The following is a 22,133-nucleotide window of genomic DNA, read 5'->3' on the forward strand; positions in this document are numbered from 1 at the left end:
CCGAGGTGACCGCTCACCGGTCGTCGAGCCAGAAGCGGAGTTCGGCGAGCGTGCTCGCACCGCCGAGCCGGTATATCTCCTCGGCCTGGGCGTAGGTCACCTGCCATTCGGGTAGGCCCATGGCCCGTTCGATGGTGGCCCGGGTGGCCAGTGCCCGGGCCCGCCACAAGCCGCGGGGGAGTTCGGTGAGCAACGTTTCGCATGCGTCGATCGCCGCCAGGGCCGCAACGTAATGGCCGCGGTCGCGCTCCAGCAGCGCGCGATAACGGTGCAGCCGGGCCATTCCGGCCCGGCTGCCCAGGCGGCGGTAGATCTCCTCGGCGTGCGACAGCTGGGCGTCGGCCAGCGCCCAGTCGGTGCGCCGGCGAGCGACATCGGCCAGTCGCACCCGGGTGCGCGCCTGCGCATGCCGGTCACCGATATCGACGAACCGGGCCAGCGCCTCGGCCAACGCATCCTGGGCCTCGTCCGGGTTGCCGGCGTAGCGGTGGGTGTCGCCGATGTCGCGCAGCACGATTGCGACACCGCGTGGGTGGGCCAGTTCGGCCATCAGCTCCAGGCTGTCGGCGAGGTGATCCAGCGCCTCGTCGTAGCGGCCGACGTTGCGGGCCACGATGCCCAGGTGGCGTAACGCGTTCGCTTCCCACCGGCGGTCGCCGAGCTTGCGCAGGACGATCAGCGCGTGGTTGAACAAGCGCTTGGCCTCGGCCTCCCGCGCCTGGTCACGACGGACGCAGCCGAGCCGGACGATCGCCCGGGCGATCTGCTGCTGATCGCCCAGCCGCTCGTACAACCTGATCCCGCGGTCGAGATGATCGACCGCCTCGGCCCAACGGCCCATCCCGCGGTAGGTGTCGCCGATTCCGTTCAACGTCGCCGCAACCATCCGCACGTTGCCGATGTGCTCGAATACCGCCAGTGCGGTGGAGTAGTGCAGTTGCGCCTGGTCGAGTAGGCCGGTGCGGCGATAGGTTTCGCCCAGTTGACGTTCGGCGAGCGCGGTCCGGAATCCGTCGCCGATCTCGGTGAAGATCGCGATGCTGAACCGCAGCTCGGTCTCGGCTTGTTCGTAGCGGGCCTGGGCGTGGTCGAGCACACCCAGGCTGTACCGGATCCGGGCCTCGCCGATCTTGCTGCCGGAGACCTGGGCGGCGTCGAGGCCCAGCCGGCCGGATCGCAGCTGGATCAGGCCGCTGCCGACGTTGCCCCAGGCCGCAGGCAGCAGTTCGGCCAGCTGCCAGCACAGCTCCCAGAGCCCGGCTGCGTGCGCCTGGCCGACGCCACGGACGAACGCCGCACGCTCGGTCTGCAGCCAGCCCAGCGGGTCGGCCTCCACCTCGGCCAACGCCGGAGCGAAGGCCGGCAGCGGCTCGAACTCGCCGCTCGGTTCGATCCGGGCGACCGCGGTGGTGCCCAGGGCGACGTACTCGGCGAGCAGCCGTTCCGCCAGCGCGCGACGGTCGGCCGCGCCGTCCTCCAGGTCCAGTCGCTCCCGGGCGAACACCCGCAGCAGGTCGTGCAGGCGGTAGCGGGCGGGCCCACCGTGCGCCGCGCCGACGACCTCCAACAGCCGCGCGTCCACCAGATACTCGAGCTGCTGCAGCGCCTGCGGTAGCTCGATGTCGGCGAGCAGCGCCAGCGTCCAGGCGGCGAAGTCGACCGATTCGATCACCCCGAGCATCCGGAAGGCCCGCCGCGTCGGTTCGGCGCAACTGGTGTAGCTCAGCTCGAAGCTGGCTCGCACCGCCAAGTCGCCGGCTTCCAGCATGTCGAGTTGGCCTTGCTCGTCGCTGAGCCGCTGGGCATACGCCGCCAGCGGGAGCGTCGCCCGGTCGGCGATCCGACCGCCGGCGATCCGCAAGGCCAGCGGCAACCGACCGCACAGCCGGGCGACATCAGCCGTGGCATCCGGTGCGCTGCGGGCCCGTTCGACGCCGATGATCCGACCCAGCAGCTCCACGCTTTCGTCCGGAGTCAGCACATCCAGCTGGCGATGCTCGGCGCCCTCCAGGGCGATCAGCGCCTTCCGGCTGGTGACCAGCACCGCGCAATCGGCGTTGCCCGGGACGAGCGGACGCACCTGCCGCGCGTCGCAGGCGTTGTCCAGCATCACCAGCATCCGGCGATGACCGAGTGCGCTGCGCAGCAGTCGAGCGCGGTCGTCGATCTGATCGGGGATGCTGCCCGCGTCCAGGCCGAGGTCGGTGAGAAACCGGCCGAGAACCTCGGTCGTCGGCGCCGGCGCGGGTTCGGTGCCGCGCAATTCGGCGTAGAGCTGGCCGTCCGGGAAATGGGCGCGCACCGCATGCGCTACGTGCAGCGCCAGCGCCGATTTGCCCACTCCGGCTGCGCCGGAGATCGCCACGATGTTCACCGCCCGCGCGGTGTGTCGGGTCAGCGCCCGGATCAGCCGGTCCACCACCGCAGTTCGGCCGACGAAATCGGAGATTCCGGGCGGCAGCTGGAACAGCAGTCGGCCGCTGTCGGACATGTTCGCGTCGGCCGCGGCGGGTTGGTCGGCAAACCCCAGCTCGATGTCGCCGACGCCGAAGACGATCCGGAATGCGGCCAGATAGATCTGCCGCGGGCGCCGGATCAGGCCCCGCTCCAGCCGCGACACGTAATCGGCGTTGATCGCGACGACCTGCGCGGTGTCCCGGTGGATCACCGCCGCGACCCGACGCGCCACCTCCCCCTGCGTCCAGCCGCGCTCCCGGCGCCGATCGACCAGGCGCTCGTTCGGCCGCTGGTCCTCTGTCGTCATCGCCGATTCGGCTTCAGCGGCGGCGGGCGGAAAAGCGGGAGTCCATCAGCGATCCCCCGATACGGTGAAAGGTGACAATTCCATGGTAGCGAGCGTGCGGCGGGCGGACAGTCGGTTGCGCGACAGACAGACGGTCCACGTGGACAGGCAGTGGGTGATCGATAGTGGGTGATCGGATGGATACCGTCGATACGAGCAGCGGTCCGGTTCGTGGTCGGGCAGTGCCCGGCGGCTGGGCGTTTCGGGGCATTCCCTACGCGGCCGCACCGACCGGCGCCGCCCAGTTCGCCGCGCCCGGCCCGGCGCCGGTCTGGTCGGATGTGCGCGACGCCGCCGCGCCCGGCCCGACCTGTCCGCAGACGCCGTATCCGCCCGCGATTGCCGCGTTGATCGGCACCCACATCCAGCCGGGTGCGGACTGTCTCAACGTCGATGTGTGGACTCCGGACCCGGGCGCATCCGGACTGCCCGTGCTGGTCTGGATTCACGGTGGGGCGTTCACCCGGGGCGCCAACTCGATCCCGGTCTACGACGGTTCGGCGTTCGCTCGCGACGGGGTGGTGTTGGTGGCGGTGAACTATCGGCTCGGCGTCTGGGGATTCAGTCCGTTTCCGGACGCGCCGGACAACCGGGGCCTGCTCGACCAGCTCGCCGCGTTGCGGTGGGTGCAACGCAACGTCGCTGCGTTCGGCGGCGACCCGGACCTGGTCACGGTATTCGGCGAGTCGGCGGGCGGGATGAGCATCGCGGACCTGCTCGGTTCGCCGGCCGCAGCCGGATTGTTCCGCCGGGCAATCGTGCAGAGCGGGCACTCCCAGCTGGTGGCCGAGCGTGCCGACGCCGTCCGGGTGACCGGCGAGATTGCGGCGCGACTCGGCGTCGCCCCCACGGCGGCGGCATTCGCCGACGTCGATCCGGCCGACATCCTGGCCGCGCAGGACCAGATCGGGCTGGAGGTGGCCACCGACCCGGATCCGGCGCGGTGGGGTTCGTCGGTGATCGAGCAGGGTTTCGGTGTCGTCCACATCCTGCCCACCGTCGGCGATGCCGTGCTCCCGGTCCGGCCGTCCTGCGCCGACGCGCCCGCGGTGGATCTGCTGATCGGCACCACGGCCGAGGAGTTCCGCTTCTTCGTGGTCCCGCACGGCCTGTCGGCCGCGATCAGCGCCGAGCTGCTACCGCTGTTGCTGCAGCGCTACGGGGTCGAGCCGGGCGTGATCGAGGTGTTCGCCGCGGACCGGCCCGACGATTCGCCGGGCGACATCTTCGCCGCGGTGCTCAGCGAACTGGGCTTCCGAGCGCCCGCACTACAGGACGCCCAGGCTCATACGGCAGCCGGTGGGGCCACCTACGTCTACGAGTTCGACTGGCCGTCCGGAGTCGACGGGCTGGGGGCCTGTCACGCGCTGGAGGTGCCGTTCGTGTTCGACACGCTGGATCACGCCGGAACGTTGACCGGCCCGACGCCGCCGCAGTCGCTGGCCGACGACATGCACCGGGCGTGGATCCGGTTCGCCGCGACCGGCGACCCGGGGTGGCCGCGCTACGCCGCCGACGGCGCGGTGCAGCAGTTCCGCGCCACCGGCCCGCAGGTGGTATTGCACCCGCGCGCGGCCGAACTCGCCGCGGTGACGCGCGACGACAAGGTCAGTGGGCCACCACGATGATCTCGTCCACCACCGGGCGGGCGCGGTCGGCGTCTGCGGCGATCAAGCCGAGCCGGGTGCGCCGGTCGAGGGCGTCGGATGCGGACAGCGCTCCCTCGTGGGTGAAGGCGTAGGCGATCTCGGCTCGGGAGATGTCGATGCCGTCGCCGACCGGGGCGAGCGGATCTTCGACGCCGGCGGCGGCGACCTCGGCCGCGATCCCGCCGTAGCGGGCGACCAGGGAGTGGGGTAGGCCGTCGATGCCGGTGCTCGCCGGGTGACCGGGGGCGCCGAGCAGCGGCAGGTTGCGCGTGACACACGGACCGCCGTCGAGGTTGTTCGCCCCGACGGCCCGGTCCACCGCGTCCTGGGCCATCTTCCGGTATGTGGTGAGTTTGCCGCCGACCACCGTGATCAGCCCGGTGTCCGAGGTCAGCACCGCGTGTTTGCGGGAGATATCCGCGGTCGAGCCGCCGGTGTCCAGCAGCGGCCGCAGGCCGGCGAACTGCCCGCGGATGTCCTCGCGGTCGAGCGCGCCGTGCAGGGCGAGGTTGATCGTGTCGAGCAGGAAGTCGATCTCGGCGTCGGTCGGCTGTGGCTCGTCCGGGATCGGCCCGGGCGCGTCCTCGTCGGTGATGCCGAGATACACCCGCCCGTCCTGCTGCGGTAGGGCGAAGACGAACCGGCCGAACTCCCCGGGCACCGGCAGCGTCAGCGCGCCGATCGGGTTGCCGAACGCCGCGCCGTCGAACACCAGGTGGGTACCGCGGCTGGGGCGCAACCGAATGGACGGGTCGACCGTGTCGGCCCACACGCCGGTCGCGTTCACCACAGCCCGGGCGGTAACCCGCAGCGATTCGCCGGTCAGTGTGTTGACCAGGGTCGCGCCGGTGCCGTCGGCTTGCTCGGCGCGGACCCGGGTGAGGATCGTCGCGCCGTGCTCGGCGGCGGTCCGGGCGATCGTGACCACGAGTCGGGCGTCGTCGATCAACTGGCCGTCGTAGGCGATCAGGCTGCCGTCGAGGCCGTCGGTGCGCAGCCCCGGGACCATCGCGGTGGTCTCCGCGACATCGGCCTGGCGGGAGCGGGGGAGCAGGTTTGCCGGGGTGCGGACCGCGGCGCGCAGGGTGTCGCCGGCGGCGAAGCCGGTGCGGATCAGCCGTCGCTCCCGGCGGCCGACCTGCGGCAGCAACGGCACCACCTGCGGCATCGGTCGCACCAGGTGCGGCGCGGTCCGGGTCATCAGGATGCCGCGCTCCACCGCGCTTTCCCGGGCCACCCCGACCCGGCCCGAGGCGAGGTACCGCAGCCCGCCGTGGGCCAGCTTGGAACTCCATCGGCTGGTGCCGAACGCCAGGTCCTGGCCCTCCACCAACACCGTACGTAGCCCGCGGGTAGCTGCATCCAGCGCGATCCCGACGCCGGTGACCCCGCCACCGATCACCAGCAGGTCGAGCTGGGCGCGATCGCCGAGCCGGGCGAGGTCGCGGGCCCGCCGGGCCGCGTTGAGCCGACTCGGCTCCGGCGACAGGTCACGTCTGTCGTTGCGCACTGGCGCCTCCATTGCTCCCGACTATTCTGCCGGCGAGTTGCCGCAGGTTTCCCGTTCCGGGTCAGGACGACGGTACGCCGGGGCTCAGCGGGCCAGGCTGCGGGCGATCACCAGTCGCTGGATCTGGTTGGTGCCCTCGAAGATCTGGGTGATCTTGGCCTCGCGCATGTACCGTTCGACCGGGAAGTCCTGGGTGTAGCCGTACCCACCGAACACCTGTACCGCGTCGGTGGTCACCCGCATCGCCGTGTCGGTCGCGGTGAGTTTCGCGACGCTGGCCTGGCGGGAGTAGGGCCGCCCGGCGTCGCGCCGGCGGGCCGCGTCGAGGTAGGTGGCGCGTGCCGCGTCCACCCCGGCGGCCATGTCCGCCAGGACGAAGCCGAGGCCCTGATGGTCGATGATCGGCTTGCCGAACGTGGTGCGTTGCTTGGCATATGCCACGGCGTCGGTGAGCGCGCGTTGCGCGATGCCGGTGGCGATTGCCGCGATACCGAGCCGGCCCGAGTCGAGTGCGGCGAACGCGATGCCCAGACCCGCGCCCTCGGCGCCGATCCGGCGCTCGGCCGGGACGAACGCATCCTCGTAGGTGGCAGTGGTGGTCGGCACCGCACGCAGGCCCATCTTCTCCTCCGGCCGACCGAAACTCAGCCCGGGCGTGTCCGCCGGTACCAGAAAGCAGGACACCCCCGATCCGGAACCGTCGGTGCGGGCAAACAACGTGTAGAAATCCGCCTTGCCGCCGTTGGTGATCCAGGCTTTGGTGCCGGTCACCCGATAGCCGTCGTCGGTCGCAACCGCCCGGCAGCTCAGCGCCGCCGCGTCCGAGCCGGCCTGCGGCTCGGACAGGCTGTACGCGCCGATCATGTTGCCGCTCAGCATCTCCGGAAGCCAGCGCTGCTGCTGCTCGGCGGCGCCGTAACCGAACAACGGGAAGCAGGACAGACTGTGCACGCTGACCGCCACCGCGACGGCGGCCCAGCGGGCGGCGAGCTCCTCGAGCACCTGCAGATAGACCTCGTAGGGCTGTGCCCCGCCGCCGAACTCCTCCGGATAGGGCAGGCTGAGCAGGCCGGCTTCGCCGAGCGCCGCGAATGCCCGGTCCGGGTAGCGTTCCTCCTTCTCGTAGGAGACCACGTCCGGTTCCAGGGTTTTGTCCGCGATATCCCGGGTCAGCGCGATCAGATCGCGGGCGTCGTCGGTGGGGAGCAGGCGATCGACAGGCATCGATCGAGTCTAGGAAGCGTCGACCGGCAGCTCGTGACCGGCGTCCGGCGCGGCCGCCGGACGGCGCAGGATCGCCGCTTCCCGGGGGGTGGTGACGAGGGCGAGCTCGATCCGGCTCGGCCCGGTCTCCAGCACCACGCGGTGGCTGCTGCCGTCGGGTTGGCGGATCGTCACGTCCGGCCGGGTGCTCGGCCGGACGGCCGGATCGCTGTCGACCCGGATCACGGTCAGTCCGGCGTGCGGCTCCGGCGACGGGACCCCGTCGACCACCAGCGCGGTGCGGCCGGTCGTGCGCTGGCCGGCGCTGCCGGCGACGGCGAGTCGATCCGGATTGCCGATCGCGCCGATCAGGTTCGCCCAGGCGTGCGGCCGGTCGGTCCGGACCAGCACCCGGGCCCCGGTGGCCACTGCGCGGAACACCACCTGCTGGGACAGGCCGACGTCGCCGGCGATCAGCACGGTACCGACGCCGGCGCCCACCACCCGGGCGGCGACGGCGCGGCCGTCGGCGGCGGCCCCGATCAACTGTCCACATTCGGCCGCCGGTAGGCGCAGCCGGGCGACGTCGGCGATCGGGTACTCGCCGGTGGGAATGCCGGCCGCCGACCTGGCCGGAGCGATCGGTAGCAGCGACAACAGCGCGTCGCGGTGCCGCCCGTGCGTCGACACGCTGTGTCGGACGAGCACCCGCGGCGTGGCCGGTAGCCGATCGGTCGCCGGGGCCGCGGCCAGCTGCCATGCGGCACCGACCCGCACGGTGTTCTCGGTCCGACCGGGCCGTAACCGCAGCAAGACGGCCGTGCCGGCCGTCGGTGTCGTCCAGAGTGCAGACAGTAGTTCGGAGCTGATCGCGTCCGGGTGACATGCTCCGCCGCCGATGATCCGGTCGCCGAGCACGGCGTGCCGCCAGCGCCGGCCGATTCCGCGTGGATCGGTACCGGCAGTGATCTGCAGTACGGCGCCGCGGATCTCGTCGGCGGTGAGCAGCCGGGCGGGGTAACCCCGCTGCGCCAGCAGCCGCACGATCCGGCGGGCGGCGACCGTCACCGCCCGGGACGCGCCTTCTTTGCCGCCGCCGCGGCGGGCCACCGCGTCCGGACACTGCGCCGGCCGGAACACCACCGCGAGCCGGACGGTCCCGATCGACACCGCCGGTAGCGGGCCGAGTAGCTCCTCGTAGACCGGGCCGGCCGCCGTTTCCGCTCGGCTGCGCCGGCCGTGCGTGACGATGTTCAGCTCGCTCAAGGCGATGTCGTGCTGGGTCAGCGCCCGCGCCAACGCGCCGAGCGGAAGTCGTTCGGCCACATCGGAGTCGGCCGGGGGAAGAGCGGTCCGCGTGCCGGGTGGTGCGGTCAACTCGATTACCGCGACGACCCGGTCGGTATCCCAGTGCAGGCCGACAGCGCCCTCCCCGGAACCGCGAAAATCCACCGTCGGTCCCAGCCGGTAACCATTCCGGCACCGGTACCGGGTCATGGTCGTGACCCAGTCGAGCAGCGATCGCCGGCCGACCCGGACCAGCAGCAACAGCGCCGACCCGCCGGCAATCCCGGCCGCCGGCAGCGGCGCCAGCCCGGCCAGCCGGAGCCCGGCGAGCGTTGCCAGGCCGAATACCTGGGCCGTCAGCAGATCTCGAAGTGCCAGCACCCGATGTCTCCCCCCGCGAGTCACATCGCCCCACGAGCAGCACCGACCGTGGGTTCGGGTCGAACTGTACTGTGACACCTCGTCGGGGATCGGGGGCACCTCGACGGGGGATCGGGGGAGGATCATGCCGGCGCAGCCGACGACACGGTCGCAGGTCAGTGGCTATCGATTTCTGGTGCGGCGGATGGAGCATGCGCTGGTCCGGCGAGACGTCCGGATGCTCAGCGACCCGTTGCGGGCGCAGTCCCGGGCGCTGATCGTGGGGGCGATCTTTGCGGCGCTCGCCCTGGCCGGTTGTGCGGTGCTGGCGTTGCTGCGTCCGGTGGATCGGGCCGGCGACGCAAAAATACTGGTGCAGAAGGATTCCGGGGCTATGTTCGTGGTGCTCGGGGCCACTGTGCACCCGGTGCTGAACCTGGCGTCGGCGCGCCTGATCATCGGTGCGGCCGACGATCCGGTGCTGGTCGGTGCCGCCGAAGCGGCGGCTCGGCCGCGGGGGGCGCTGGTCGGGATTCCGGGGGCGCCGTCGGCGTTGCCGGATCGGCGGGCCGAGCCCGGTCGGGTGTGGACGGTGTGCGATCGCGTCGGTGCCGACGCTGCGGTGACCACGTCGGTGCTGGTCGGTGACCTCGAGCGCACCGACACGGCCGCCGACCTGCGGCGGGACCAGGCTTTGCTGTTGCGTGGCCGGGACCGCAGCTACCTGGTCTACGACGGCAAACGCGCGGCGGTGGACCCCTACAGTGCGCCGGTGGCGACGGCTTTCGGGCTGTCGGCAGCCGATGCCCGGCCGGTCAGCGATGCGTTGCTGAACGCGATCCCGGAGGTACCGGCGATCGTGCCGCCGCGGATTCCGGGTTCGGGTGGGAGTCCGACGGGTTTCTCGATACCCGGGCAGGTGGTCGGATCGGTAGTGCAGGTCGCCCAGGGCGATTCGCGGCAGTACTACGTGGTGTTACGGGACGGGTTACAGCAGGTGGGCGCCGCGACGGCCTACCTGATCCGGTCGGCCGACTCGAAAGGTTCGGCCGAGGTCGCGACGGTTCCGCCGGATCTGGTGACGCGGGTGCCGGTGTCCACCGCCCTGGACGTGGCCACGTTCCCGGAGTCGGCGCCCACCGTCCTGTCGGGTGCCGACGACCCGGTGGCCTGCCTGTCTTGGCGACCGCTGGAGCTGCCGACCACCGATTCACTCACCGCGCCCGCTGCCGAGATACGGGTGCTTACCGGTCGGGAGCTGCCCATCGGTGCGGCCGCCCGCCCGGTCACGTTGGCCCGGGCCGACGGACCGGGCCCGAATGCCGACGCGGCCTACCTGGCTCCCGGGGACGGGGCGTTCGTCCGGTTCACCGGCATCGCGCCGGACAGTCGCGGACGAGACGGGTTGTGCTTCGTTGCCGATACCGGTGTGCGGTTCGGTCTGCCGGATCTGGACACCGCCGAAGTTCTGGGGTTGACCGGCCCACCGGAACCAGCGCCCTGGCAGATCGTCTCGTTGCTGGCGCCGGGGCCGGCGTTGTCCCGGACCGCGGCGTTGGTATCGCACGACGGGGTGGCTGCCGACCCGGCCGGCGGTGCCCTGCCCGACGCGACAGCTGCGCCGCGCTGAGTTCAGTTCCCGGTACCCAGGGGCAGGGTGAAGACGGTGGCCTCGCTGTCCGCGTGGAGTACCCCACCGTGCGTGCGGGCCACCTTTCGCACGATGGCCATGCCCAGTCCGGTGCTCGCCGCGGCAGCTCCGTGGTCGGCGACCACCACGTCCGCCCGGTCCGGTGCCTGCACCACCCGGACGGTGATCGGGTCGTCGGTCGCCGCTCGGGTCGCCGCGGTTTCCAGCAGATAGCCCAGAGCCCGGTTCAGCGCGGTCTCGTCGGCCCGAACGGTCAGCGCGGGCGGGGCCTGGACTTCGAATCGGCCGGTGTCGGTGGCCGCCGCACGCCGGACCAGTTCGGTCAGTTCGACGTCGTCGGTGACTCGTTGCGGATCGTCGTCGCGGGCCAGCTCGACCAGGTTGTTCACCATCGTCGACAGCTCGCCCATCCGGGCGAGCACGTCGGCAAAGATCTCCTCGCGTTCGTCCCGGTCGAGTTGGGCTGCGCCGGGCTCGGCGGACGAGATCAACAGCTCGAGATTGGTTCGCAGTGAGGTCAGCGGGGTGGATAGCTCGGCACCCGCGGCGGCGATCAGCTGGCGTTGCCGGCCGCGGGATTCGCGGACCGCGAACAGCATCGTGTTGAAGCTGCGCGACAGATCGGCCAGCTCGTCGTCGCCGACCACTTCGATCGGGCGTAACGCGCCGGTTCGGGCGACCTCCTCGGTCGCATTGCGCAGCCGGGTGACCGGGCGTAGACCGGTTCGGGCCACGGCGAAACCGGCCGCGGCGGCGAAGCAGATCAGGATGGAACCGACCACCAGCAGTACCGCGCCGAGCCGCCGCAGAATGTGCTGCTCTCGGGTCAAGGGCTGTGCGAGCACCACGGCCACCCCGGATTGCGAACGAGCCGCCGCGACCCGGTAGCCGTCGGTGGTCCGGATCGAGTCGATCTGCTCGCCGTCGGCGACTGCGCGCTCGGGCTCGCCGACCGGAATTGCCGGGCCGTAGGAGAATTGGCGCCGGTCCGGCAACACCAGCGCGACGCGGAGATCGTCCCGGCCGAGGCTGGACAGGGCGTAGAGATCGGTCGGATTCAATGCTTCGACCGCACCGGAGTCGGCGATGGTATGAACCCGGGTACGGAGCTGATCGTCCAGGTCGTGGCTGAGATAGCGACTGATCACCAGGTACACCGAGAGGGCCGCCAGGACCACCACCATCGCCACCGCCGCGGCGGCGAACGCGGCGACTCGCTGCTGCAGCGAGGGGCTGTACCTGCTCAGAACGCGGAGATAGGAACGAGACACCTCGCGCCTACCGGCTCGGCGGGGTATGGGGACGGTGGGGTCGGCACGTGGTTCATCCTATTCCGCCGAGTATCAGGGCTGATTCGCCGCGCATGCCGGTGGCCCCGCCGGGTGGGGCGAGGTGCCGGTGTCGGGCTGATTCAGAAGGGTGGGGGTTCGTCGTCCGGGGGTGGTTGCCCTGAGGGTTCGCTCATTGCGGGTCGACCGGGTGGGGTGAGGTCGATGGTGCCGGTGCCGTCGTGCAGGTAGATCCCGCCGGCGGGCGTGGCCCACAGGTAAGCACCGGGGGTCAGGCGCCGGTAGCGCCAACCACGGTTTCCTTTGAGCTGGTGGTGTTGTCGGCAGAGCGGGGCGAGGTTGCCGCTGCTGGTCGGCCCGCCCTGGTCATGCGGGTGGATATGGCGAGATCGCAGCCACGGGCGGGGCGGTTGCAGTACGGGAACACACACGTGCTGCTGGTCTGCACGACCTGTTCGCGGAGCCGGTCCGGAATTTGATATGCGTCGGTCTGGAGGTGTTCGGCCAGGTCCAGCACCGGGCGGACGGTCACGTTCGTGTCCGGGTTGCCGCACCAGGCGCGGATCGCGTCGATGCTGACTGGTGTCGGTGACGACGCGTCGACCCGGCCCAGGGGGCCACCGGTCCCGGTGAGCTGGTCGGCGCTGATATGTACATGCAGCTGGATGTCGCGCGGCGTGCGGCGGTGCAACGCGGGCGGTGTGGGTTCTGGTGCGTCGAACGGCAATCCGGGTTGCCGGCGGGCGAGTTCACCCAGCGCGGTCGAGCGCCGCGCATCCAGCGAATCGGTGCTGCCACAGGCGGCGAGATCCTCGGCGATATCGGACAACGCGTGGTTCAGGTCGACGGCGTCGAGCAGGTCGAGTTCACCTTCGATCCGGACCGTGCCGGTCAGACTCACGGTGCGGGTGTCGATCTCCACCTTGCGGGTATCGGTGGCGAGTTCTTCTTTCGCGGCGTCCGGATCGGCGAGGATGCGGGCTTCCGCGACCAACCGATCCAGCTGCGCCCACGACACCGTCCCCGCGTACGCCGCGAGACGTTCGTCGACGAACGCGGCCGCTTCCGGCGACAAGCCGATAGTGGTGTCGGCGATCCGCCGGGCCCGCCACCACGGTGTCTGCCCGTTCCGGACTCGTTCCCAGAGACGGGGCAACCGGTAGCAGACTTCGAGCACCGCCCCGACATACGACATTCCCGAGTCGGTCGAATACCGCAACGCGACCGCCAACTCCGCGACCGCCGCCTCGTCCACCTCCGGCGAACCCGCACCACCCGGGGTGACCCACCCGACCCCGAACCGATCCACGTCGGTGTCACCCGCCGGGGCATGCCAACGACACCACGCCACGGTCAGCTCGGCCCGCTGCACCGCGACCCGCTCGGCCGCCGCCCGGTTGGCCCGCAACCCCGCGATCACCGACCGCGCAGAACCAGCACCACCCCCGGTTCCAGGAGTAAAAGCACTGACTGTGGTCATAAATCTAGTTCATCACGACCCACCGACAGGTTTCCGGCTGAAAGATCTGTCGGAGTAGCGATCCCGCCGAACCGATATCGGACCCCTATTCCGTCGGCGCCGCCGGCTCGTCGGGTTCGCCCCGGGCGGCCGCTGCGCGGGCACGCCGGCGCAGCGGAAACCAGGCCAGAAAGCCGAGCACCAGTCCTACGCCGAGTACGGCGGTTCCGATCAGTGCGACGGTCGCGCCGTGTCGGTCCGGCGACGCCGGGGCGGTCGGCGTAGCCAGCGTGGTCGATGCGGGTGCGTTCGGTTGTGCGGCGGGAGACACGTCCGGTGGTTGGACGGTGACGGCGGCATACGGATCGATCGAGCCGTGCCCGACGTACGGGTTGATTCCCTCCGGCGGGGTATGCGCGGTTGCTTCGATGCGGGCCATCACCTGTCGAGCGCGCAGTTCGGGGAAACGAGCGCGGACCAGCGCCACCGTCCCGGCGACATAGGGCGCGGCGAAGCTGGTTCCTTGGAACGTGGCGCTGGTGCCCTTGTCGTCCAGCTTGGCGTCGGTGAGACCACTGCTCCGTGGGTCCAGCGAGACGATGCCCTCGCCGGGTGCGGCGACATCCACCCACGGGCCCGGCACGGTGAACCGCGACGGCGCGCCGTTCGCGTCGACCGACCCCACGGTGAGCACGTAGTCGTCGTACCACGCCGGGGTGACGATCGTGTCGACCCGCTGCCACGGATCGGCGGTCGGGCGCCGCGGGTCGCTGTCCGGGTTCCCGCTGCCGCACCGGCCGTCCTTGTTTCCGGCGGCGGCCACGACGACGGCATCGCGCTCCACCATCGCGTACTGTACGGCTGCGCCGAGCGCGCGATCGTCGATCGTCGCGGTGGAACAGGCGACCTCGGAAATGTTGATCACTGTCGCGCCGCGGTCGGCGGCCAAGCGGACGGCGGCCGCCATGGTTGCCACGTCGCCGTAGCCGTCGGCATTGTCCTCGGGACGCTGCTGCTGTGCCCGTCCCGCGACCTGCCAGAGGTTGCTGGACTGCCGGATGGTCATGATCCGGGCGTCGGGCGCGACGCCGGCGAAGCCCTGGCCGGGCACGCCGGCCGCTGCGATCAGCCCGGCGACCACGGTGCCGTGCACATCGCAGTCGTCGGTGCCGTCCCCGGTCCCGACGTAGTCGCCGGCCGGGATCAGGCCGGACAGTCGCGGGTGGCGGGCGACCCCGGTATCGATCACCGCAATCGTCTGGCCTGCGCCGCGGGTCAGCGGCCAGGCGGCTCGGAAGCCCAGTGCGCGTTGTGCCGGCGGCTCCTGCGGTCCCGCCGGCACGGGTCGCGTGGCAAAGCACTGGTTCTTCTGTTCGGTGGGTTGGGTCGGGGCGGCCGGTGCCGCTGCCGGCAGCTGTCCCGGGTCGACCGGCGGTGGCGGTGCGGCCGCTGCGGGTCCGACTGCTGCCCCGACGGTCACCGATGCGACCAGGACCGACAGCAGCCGGCTCCGGATGCGGTAATTCATCGCGCTGCGGCGCATCGACTACAGGCCCCGGATCAGTTGAAACAAGCCGGCGACCCAGCAGGTCAACGGGAGTACCGCGGCCACGCAGGCATATTCGATCAGTTCACCGGCTCGACGCAACGGCGGTGACAGGTCGGTGCGTGGTCCGAGAATTCCGAGCGCCGAGGCGCCCAGTGCAAACGTCGATGCAGCGGCGTAGACCGCCAGCGGAGCGCGTTGGGCTACCGCCGCGCCGAGCAGCAGGCCGAGCACGATGCCGGCGCCGGCCGCGATGAGCCAACCGGCTTGTTCGGCGTCGACGTAGGTGCGGCCGCGAAATGCCAAGACGGCGGCCACGACACCGGCCAGCGCGATCCCGGGCCAGGTCGGCGCGTTCGCAGGTGCGGTTATCAGCGTCGATGCGGTGACCACCAGGGCCGAACCGGCTACCTGACCGGTCAGGTACTGCCCGGCGCGCGCGCTCGATTCCGCCACTCGCGCGGGATCCGATCCGTCCGGTCGGTCAGGCCCCGGGGAAAGGTCGTCGGCCGGTTCGATCGGGCTGTCCGGTGCCGGGACGGTGGGTAGCGGTAGTCGGGCCAGTAGCAGCGCGATTCGGGGAGCCAGCGCCAGCCCGGCCAGCCCGGCTGCGATCAGCGCCGCCACGATCGATCGGGTCGGGACCGGGGTGAGCAACGCTGTTGCGGCGCCGATCGTCGTATAGCCGGCGATTGTCGTGACGGCGGTGAAAGCCGTCTGCCCGGTCCCGGTGGCGCGAATCGTGATCATCGCGAGTGCGCCGGCCGCCGCCGCGCTCAGCAGTAGGTCGGCCGTTCCGAGCGGACCCGGGACCAGCAGAATCCCGGCGGCCGCCCCGGCCGGCAATGCGCAACCGCAGAGCACCTGTGCGGCGGCGGGGTCGGCGTAGATCCGGCTTGCGACGACTCCGGCGATCAGCAGGATCACCGCTGTGGTCGCAGCGCCGAACGCGCCGATCAGGTCGGTCCCGGATCCGCCGGCGTCGACCAACCCGACGCAGCCGATGGTGATCGATGCCAGCGCGACGATCGAGCCGAGCAGCCGGGCCGTCGCCGGGGTCCAACGCCGGCTCCGGCTCGTCGCGGTCGCCACCGCGTCCATGACGTCGTCGAACAGTGGCGGTGGCGCGGCTTGTCCCGCTTCTGCCAGAGCGAGTAGCTCGCCGTCCCGGATACCCAGCTCGGCCAGCGTCGCCGTGGTCGCCAACGGCGGCCGGCCGATCCGTGCGAGGACCCATTGCCGTGGTTCCAGCCGGTCGTTCGCGGGGCTGTCGTCGAACCGGTTGTACCGCCGGTGCTCGTCGATCAGGTCGGCAATGCCCGGGATCAGCAAAGCCAGCGGCACGGCGGCCGGTAGTGCGAGATCCACCTGGGTGTGCCGGGCCAACACGGTGACCCGGCACAGATCCGGTGGGTCCGGCGGTGCTGCGTCTGACGTCGAACCGGACGTGGGCGCCGAAATGGTGGACACGGAACGCTCCCCCCAACTCACTGTCGGGTGAGGTTCCCCGACCCCCGGGACCCGGCCCGACCATGTCGGACGAAGCCTACGACACCGCCACGACAGTCCGGCCAGGGTGGAAAGTCGGCCGCGCTCCGGGTCGAACCGGCCGAATTCCCGGTCGACTGCCGACCGAGAACCGGGGGCCGGCGCCGGATGACGAGTCGGTGCCGAGGGTTACAGTGGTCGGCAACGCGTACCCGAGGTCGGTCGACAGTGAGATCGGGTACGCGGGATCGAGGATTCGGGGGGATTCTGGATGGATAGTTCGTATTCCGATGCGGCTGTGCCGAACGGTGGGGTCGGCTCGAGCACGGTGTTGTTCCACCGTGCCAGCCGGCCCGAGGTGCCGCGCGCACCGGGTGGCGAGCTTGCGGTACAGCCACCGCCCGAGGTTCCGCGCGCGATCCCGGGCAACCTTCTTTTGAAGCTGATGCCGGTGGTCATGCTCGTGGCGATGGCCGGAATGATGTTGTTGCTCTTCACTTCTGGCGGAGTAGGGGCAAATCCTGCGACGTTGATCTTCCCGCTGATGATGGCCGTCTCGATGCTGGCGATGTTCGTCGGTCAGACCGGCCGATCCGGCCGCACCGCCGAGGCGGACGAGGAGCGCAAGGACTACCTGCGTTACCTGGGTCGGCTGCGGCGCGACGTCGTCGATACCGCCGCGCAGCAACGTGCCGCGCTCGCCTGGTGCCATCCGGACCCCGCGATGATCTGGACCCTGGCCGGCACGTACCGGATGTGGGAGCGACGCACCACCGATCCAGACTACGGGCACGTCCGGGTCGGGCTGGGCGATCAGCGGCTGGCCACTCGGTTGATCGCGCCGGAGACCGGCCCGGTCGAAGAGTTGGAGCCGATCGCTGCCGTGTCGCTGCGCAGGTTCGTGCGGACCCACTCGGTCGTGCACCGGCTACCGACCGCGGTAGCGTTGCGCGGTTTCGCCACTATCACGATCGGCGGTGACCGAATCGCAGCGCGGGCGTTGGCCAGATCGATGCTGTTGCAGCTGTGCATGTTTCACGGACCTGATCAGCTGTCGGTCGCGGTCGTCTGCGGGCCGGACACGGCGCCCGAATGGGAGTGGATCAAGTGGTTGCCGCACGCGCAGCACGCGACCGTCCGGGACGCCGCCGGCAGCGGCCGGATGTACTTCGGTTCCATGCGGGAGTCGGCCGATGCGCTGGCGGCCGAGCTGGCCGGCCGCGGTCGGTTCGCTCGGGATACATCGGCTCGGCCCGACCTACCGCAGATCGTGGTGGTCGTCGACGGTGGGTTGTTCGGTGGTGCCGAGTTCGTCGGGGCGGCCGGAATGGAGTCGGTCACGGTGCTCGATCTGTGTGGTTACGCGATCACGGACGGCACGCCGAGTTTGTCGCTGGTGGTCGAGGGCGGTTCGGTCGGCGCCCGTAGCGAGGCCGGTCTGGAGATGTTCGCTGTCGCGGACGCGATCAGCACCCGTCAGGCCGAACAGGTGGCGCGCCGGTTGGCCCCGTTTCGCCTTCCCGCCCGCCCGGCCGGCGGTTCCGGACCGGTGGCCGAGGAGCAGGCCGATTGGGCGCGGTTGATCGGCCTCGGTGATCTCGGTGCGTTCGATCCGAATCTGGCCTGGTCGCCGCGGCTCGGCCGGGATCGGTTACGCGTGCCCTTCGGTCGGACAACGGATGGTGCAGTAGTGGAGCTCGACCTGAAAGAGGCCGCCGAGAACGGGATGGGCCCGCACGGGTTGTGCATCGGCGCTACCGGTTCCGGCAAGTCGGAGTTTCTCCGCACTCTGGTCCTGGGCTTGTTGGCAACGCACTCGCCGGATCAGCTGAACCTGGTACTGGTCGATTTCAAGGGTGGTGCGACCTTCCTCGGGCTGGACGGGATACCGCATGTCGCGGCCGTGATCACCAACCTGGCCGAGGAGGTGACTCTGGTCGACCGGATGCGGGATGCTTTGGCCGGCGAGATCAATCGCCGGCAGGAGTTGTTGCGGTCGGCGGGAAATTTCGCCAATGTCGGGGATTACGAGCAGGCACGTGCGGCCGGCGCCGAGCTGGCTCCGTTGCCGGCGCTCTTCATCGTCATCGACGAGTTCTCCGAGTTGCTCAGTCAGCAGCCGGACTTCGCCGATCTGTTCGTGGCGATCGGTCGGCTGGGGCGCTCCCTGCACATCCATCTGCTCTTGGCCAGTCAGCGACTCGACGAAGGCCGGCTGCGCGGGCTGGACAGTCATCTTTCCTATCGCATCGGACTGAAAACGTTCTCCGCGAACGAGTCCCGGGTCGTGCTCGGGGTACCGGATGCGTATCACCTACCCGGCAGCCCCGGTTCGGGCTATCTGCGGGCGGACGCGACCGAGATTCGACGGTTCCGCTCTGCGTATGTCTCCGGGCCGTATCGCAATCAGGCCGGTCGATCGCCTCGGCCGCCCGTCCCGGGCGGGGTTCGGGCCGGCACGGTGCGCCTTTTCACGGCGGCGCCGGTCGTTGCGGACCCGCCGGCCCCGGCCGCCGAGCCGGCTGTGCCGCCGAGTACCGAGATGCCGCCGAGTACCGATACGCCGCCCAGTACCGAGACGCCGCCGAGTACCGCTACCGCACTGAGCGTCCTGGTGGAGCGGATCCGCGGCTACCGCGGGCGGCGGGCACACGAGATCTGGCTGCCGCCGTTGACGGCATCGCCGACGCTGGATCAGCTCGTCGCGGAGCGGTCATCGGACGCCGGACCGCCGCTGCGGGTTCCGATCGGCGTGTTGGACCGACCGTTCGAGCAGCGGCGCGACCAACTGGTGCTGGACTTGTCCGGCGCTGCCGGGCACGTGGCGATCGTCGGTGGCCCGCAGGCCGGCAAGTCCACGGCGGCACGTACTTTGATCATGTCGCTGTGTTCCTTGCACACCCCGGAACAGGTCCAGCTCTACTGCCTGGATTTCGGCGGCGGCACGCTCGCCGGTGTGTCGGGTCTGCCGCATGTCGGATCGGTAGCGAGCCGACTGGACCAGGCGCGGGTGCGGCGTACGGTCGCCGAGCTGACCGGCCTGATCCGGCGTCGGGAGCGCACCTTCGCCGAGCGCGGCATCGAGTCGATGGCCCAGTTCCGTGGACTGCGGGCAGCCGATGCCGCCGTCGATCCGTTCGGCGACGTCTTTCTGGTGATCGACGGATTCAGTGGTTTCCGAAGAGATTTCGAGGCCTTGGAACCGGTGATCGGCACGCTTGCGGCCGAGGGGCTGTCGTTCGGGTTGCACCTGGTCCTCACGCTGTCGCGATGGGCAGATGCTCGTCCGGCACTGAAGGACCAGCTCGGCACCCGACTGGAGTTGCGCCTCGGTGATCCGGCCGATTCCGAGTTGGGTCGCCGGGTGGCGACGCTGGTACCGGAAGGTCGCCCCGGCCGTGGCATCACCGGCAGCGGCTTGCATTTTCTGGTCGGACTTCCGCGAACCGACGGTGATCGTGACCCTGCGACGCTGAGTGTCGGGGTGGCAGCCGCGGTTCGCGATATCGCCGCCGGCGCCGGCGGCCGGCACGCTCCGCCGGTGCGGTTGCTTCCGGATCGGCTGAGTCGCACGGAGTTGCTGGCCGCCGTAGGCGAGCGGTCGGTGCCGACCGACTCGGCGGTGCGGGCACCTCGTGTGCCGCTGGGGCTGAACGAGGCCGAGCTGACGCCGGTATTTCTCGAGTTCGAGGAACAGCAGCATTTCCTGGTGTTCGGTGATGTCGAATGTGGCAAGACGACGCTGTTGCGCGGGATCTGCGCCGGCATCGTCGCCGCGAACGAACCGAATCGGGCACGGATTCTGCTGGTCGACTACCGCCGGACGATGCTCGGTGCGGTGCCCGAGGAGTATCTGGCCGGATACAGCTCGGATGCGACGACGCTCGAACGGCACGTCGGTGAGCTCGCCGCGCACCTGCACGGTCGCCGGCCGCCCACCGACGTCACGCCCCGGCAGCTGCGGGACCGGGAATGGCTGACCGATCGACCGGAGCTCTATCTGGTAGTCGACGACTACGACCTGGTGGTGACCGGGGCCGGGAATCCACTGGCACCGTTGATCGAGTTCCTACCGCAGGCCAGAGATGTCGGCATGCACCTGATCGTGGCACGACGATCCGGTGGGGCGGGGCGCGCGCTCTACGAGCCGCTGATTGCGCGGATGCGAGACCTGGCCGCGGCCGGGTTGGTGATGAGCGGCAGCCGGGACGAGGGCAACCTGATCGGGACCGTCCGCGCGGCGGCGATGCCCCCGGGGCGGGGAATCTTCGTCGGCCGGCGAGCGACCGGCGTCATCCAGTCGGCCTGGTTGCCGCCGCTATGACCGGCGGTGCGGCCGATCTGGCGCTCTATCTCGGACCGTCCATGTGGCACGCCGCAAGTGGCGACAAGACCTGGTCCGGCGTCCCCGAGATGTCTGCCGACGGGGAGCCGAGTCCGGCTCCGGTGGAGATCCAGCGGTTCCTCGGCGGCGACTGGATCGCGGGCGACGCTCGAATGGTGCCGGTCGGCGACGCGTTGGCCGGCGTCCTGGACGAGGTACTGCGGTGCGTCGGCCTGACCCCGCCGGTCGGACGGGTTGTGGTTGCCTACCCGACCAGATGGGGACGGCCGACCCGCGCCGTCGTCGAGGCCGCGGTGCGTGCCCGAGCGGTGGACACTCGTCTGACGCCGGTCGCGGTTGCTGCGGCCGGGGCGTATGCGGCGCGCGCCGACGTCGGTGCTGGGTTCCATCGGGTCGCGGTGTTGGAGGTCGATGCCCTGGACGTGACCGCGACGGTGCTGGACGGCGTCGTTCCGGGCACGTGGCGAATCGACGGTTGCACGCACGAGCCGGCGGTCGGGCTCGCCGACGACGACTTTGCCGACAACGCCTGCCGTCTCGTCCGGGAACTGGTCGGAGCGCGGGCCGTGGACGCGGTGTTGGTGGTCGGCCGGTTGGGTTCTGGACTCGCCGAGCGGCTGGTCGGCGGGCGAACAGACCCGCTTCCCGGGCCACTGCGGGAGCTCGACGGGCCGGAGCTGGTCGCCGCTCTGCCCGGCATCGGCGGCGTGGAAGTCGCCGAGCCGACACCACCCCCGCCGCCGGTGACCCGGTTGGCCCCGGCGCGCTGGCTCGATGCCGACCCGGCGGCGCCGCTGGGTCGCGATCGGTCTCGTCGGCTCCCGGCGCTGGGCCTGGCCGCCGCGGTCCTGGCCGTAACTGCAGCCGGCGTGCTGTGGCTGCGGTCCGGTGCCGAACCTGATCGCACGCCGGGTCCGGAGCCGGCCGGACCCGCGGCCTCGACGGTGGCGCTACCGACCGAGTCGGACTCGTCGAATGCCGGTATCAGCGGTCTTCCCCCTTCGGCCGGTGGCGTGCCATCGAGTACCACGCCGGCGAGTACCGCGCCGGCGCCGGGCAGCTCGCTCACGACGGGTGGGTTGCGGTTGCAGCTACCGTCGGGTTGGCGGCGTCGTGACGATGCGGTCGGCGGCCGGCTGGAGCTGGTGCCGCTCGACGGCGTGGGCCGGCGGATCGTCCTGGTGCGCAAGGAGCTCACTCCCGGTGCGGGGATCGACCAGGTCGCGGCACAGCTGGCCGACCGGATCGCGGCCGCGGGCGATCGCCGCACGATTGGTGGCCTGCGCCGTGACGCGGAATTCGGTGGCCGGATGTCGCTGGCCTACTCGGAGTTTCCCGACGACGAATCGCAGGTCGACTGGCATGTGCTGGTCGATCGGGATGTCCAGGTCAGCGTGGGGTGCCAATATCTGCCCGGCGATGCCGGCACGCTGGCCGCCGACTGCGCCCGGATCGTGGGGACGGTCGAAGTCGTGCCGTGACCGGCGAGATTCGACCGTGATCGACTGGAACCGATCGCCCGTGGGTGCGCGTCCAAATTTAT

General features: G+C 70.8%; 13 protein-coding genes. 4 read left to right on the forward strand and 9 right to left on the reverse strand.

The annotated features are described in order from the left end of the window. Positions 1–13: 13 nt before the first annotated feature. A complete protein-coding gene (locus KV203_RS04185; RefSeq protein ID WP_066468624.1) occupies positions 14–2,764 on the reverse strand; it encodes an ATP-binding protein in 2,751 nt (916 codons plus the stop codon). A 176-nt stretch (positions 2,765–2,940) separates the two neighbouring features. Between KV203_RS04185 and KV203_RS04190 the strand changes: the two genes are divergently transcribed. Further along, a complete protein-coding gene (locus tag KV203_RS04190; RefSeq protein ID WP_066468622.1) occupies positions 2,941–4,431 on the forward strand; it encodes a carboxylesterase/lipase family protein in 1,491 nt (496 codons plus the stop codon). Here the strand turns inward: KV203_RS04190 and KV203_RS04195 are convergent. The 3 genes from KV203_RS04195 to eccE all read right to left on the reverse strand — a co-directional run bounded on the left by KV203_RS04195 (position 4,412) and on the right by eccE (position 8,833). After that, complete coding sequence (locus KV203_RS04195; protein WP_246600533.1) at positions 4,412–5,962, reverse strand: glycerol-3-phosphate dehydrogenase/oxidase; 1,551 nt, start codon at positions 5,960–5,962, stop codon at positions 4,412–4,414. The genes KV203_RS04190 and KV203_RS04195 overlap by 20 nt on opposite strands. Positions 5,963–6,046: 84 nt before the next feature. Beyond that, positions 6,047–7,186: an acyl-CoA dehydrogenase family protein gene (locus KV203_RS04200; RefSeq protein WP_066468618.1), complete on the reverse strand. Its 1,140-nt coding sequence runs from the start codon at positions 7,184–7,186 to the stop codon at positions 6,047–6,049. 9 nt (positions 7,187–7,195) lie between these two features. After that, the gene (eccE, locus tag KV203_RS04205; RefSeq protein WP_066468617.1) at positions 7,196–8,833 is read right to left on the reverse strand and encodes a type VII secretion protein EccE; all 1,638 of its coding nucleotides are present in this window, start codon (positions 8,831–8,833) and stop codon (positions 7,196–7,198) included. 124 nt (positions 8,834–8,957) lie between these two features. Here eccE and eccB point away from each other — a divergent pair, with 124 nt between their 5' ends. Continuing rightward, positions 8,958–10,442, forward strand: coding sequence for a type VII secretion protein EccB (eccB, locus tag KV203_RS04210; protein WP_066468616.1), 1,485 nt, complete (start codon positions 8,958–8,960; stop codon positions 10,440–10,442). Positions 10,443–10,444: 2 nt separating this feature from the next. Here the strand turns inward: eccB and KV203_RS04215 are convergent, their stop codons facing one another. The 5 genes from KV203_RS04215 to eccD form a co-directional block, all read right to left on the reverse strand. Next, complete coding sequence (locus KV203_RS04215) at positions 10,445–11,734, reverse strand: sensor histidine kinase (protein ID WP_066468615.1); 1,290 nt, start codon at positions 11,732–11,734, stop codon at positions 10,445–10,447. Positions 11,735–11,874: 140 nt separating this feature from the next. After that, positions 11,875–12,132, reverse strand: a complete 258-nt coding sequence (locus tag KV203_RS20050) for an HNH endonuclease (RefSeq protein ID WP_373279213.1) — start codon at positions 12,130–12,132, stop codon at positions 11,875–11,877. Continuing rightward, positions 12,024–13,232 (reverse strand): hypothetical protein, encoded by a 1,209-nt coding sequence (locus KV203_RS19550; protein WP_246600535.1) that lies wholly within the window; start codon positions 13,230–13,232, stop codon positions 12,024–12,026. The genes KV203_RS20050 and KV203_RS19550 overlap by 109 nt, the downstream gene beginning before the upstream one ends. Positions 13,233–13,317: 85 nt before the next feature. Then, positions 13,318–14,739, reverse strand: coding sequence for a type VII secretion-associated serine protease mycosin (mycP, locus tag KV203_RS04225; RefSeq protein WP_066468613.1), 1,422 nt, complete (start codon positions 14,737–14,739; stop codon positions 13,318–13,320). A gap of 18 nt (positions 14,740–14,757) precedes the next feature. Further along, positions 14,758–16,227, reverse strand: coding sequence for a type VII secretion integral membrane protein EccD (gene eccD, locus KV203_RS04230; RefSeq protein WP_169797480.1), 1,470 nt, complete (start codon positions 16,225–16,227; stop codon positions 14,758–14,760). 289 nt (positions 16,228–16,516) lie between these two features. Between eccD and eccCa the strand changes: the two genes are divergently transcribed. Further along, positions 16,517–20,569 (forward strand): type VII secretion protein EccCa, encoded by a 4,053-nt coding sequence (eccCa, locus tag KV203_RS04235; protein ID WP_066468604.1) that lies wholly within the window; start codon positions 16,517–16,519, stop codon positions 20,567–20,569. Next, positions 20,566–22,071 (forward strand): type VII secretion-associated protein, encoded by a 1,506-nt coding sequence (locus tag KV203_RS04240; RefSeq protein WP_066468602.1) that lies wholly within the window; start codon positions 20,566–20,568, stop codon positions 22,069–22,071. The genes eccCa and KV203_RS04240 overlap by 4 nt, the downstream gene beginning before the upstream one ends. Positions 22,072–22,133 lie beyond the last annotated feature (62 nt).

This window comes from Skermania piniformis, from assembly GCF_019285775.1.
In the GTDB taxonomy this organism is placed as follows: Bacteria; Actinomycetota; Actinomycetes; order Mycobacteriales; family Mycobacteriaceae; genus Skermania; species Skermania pinensis.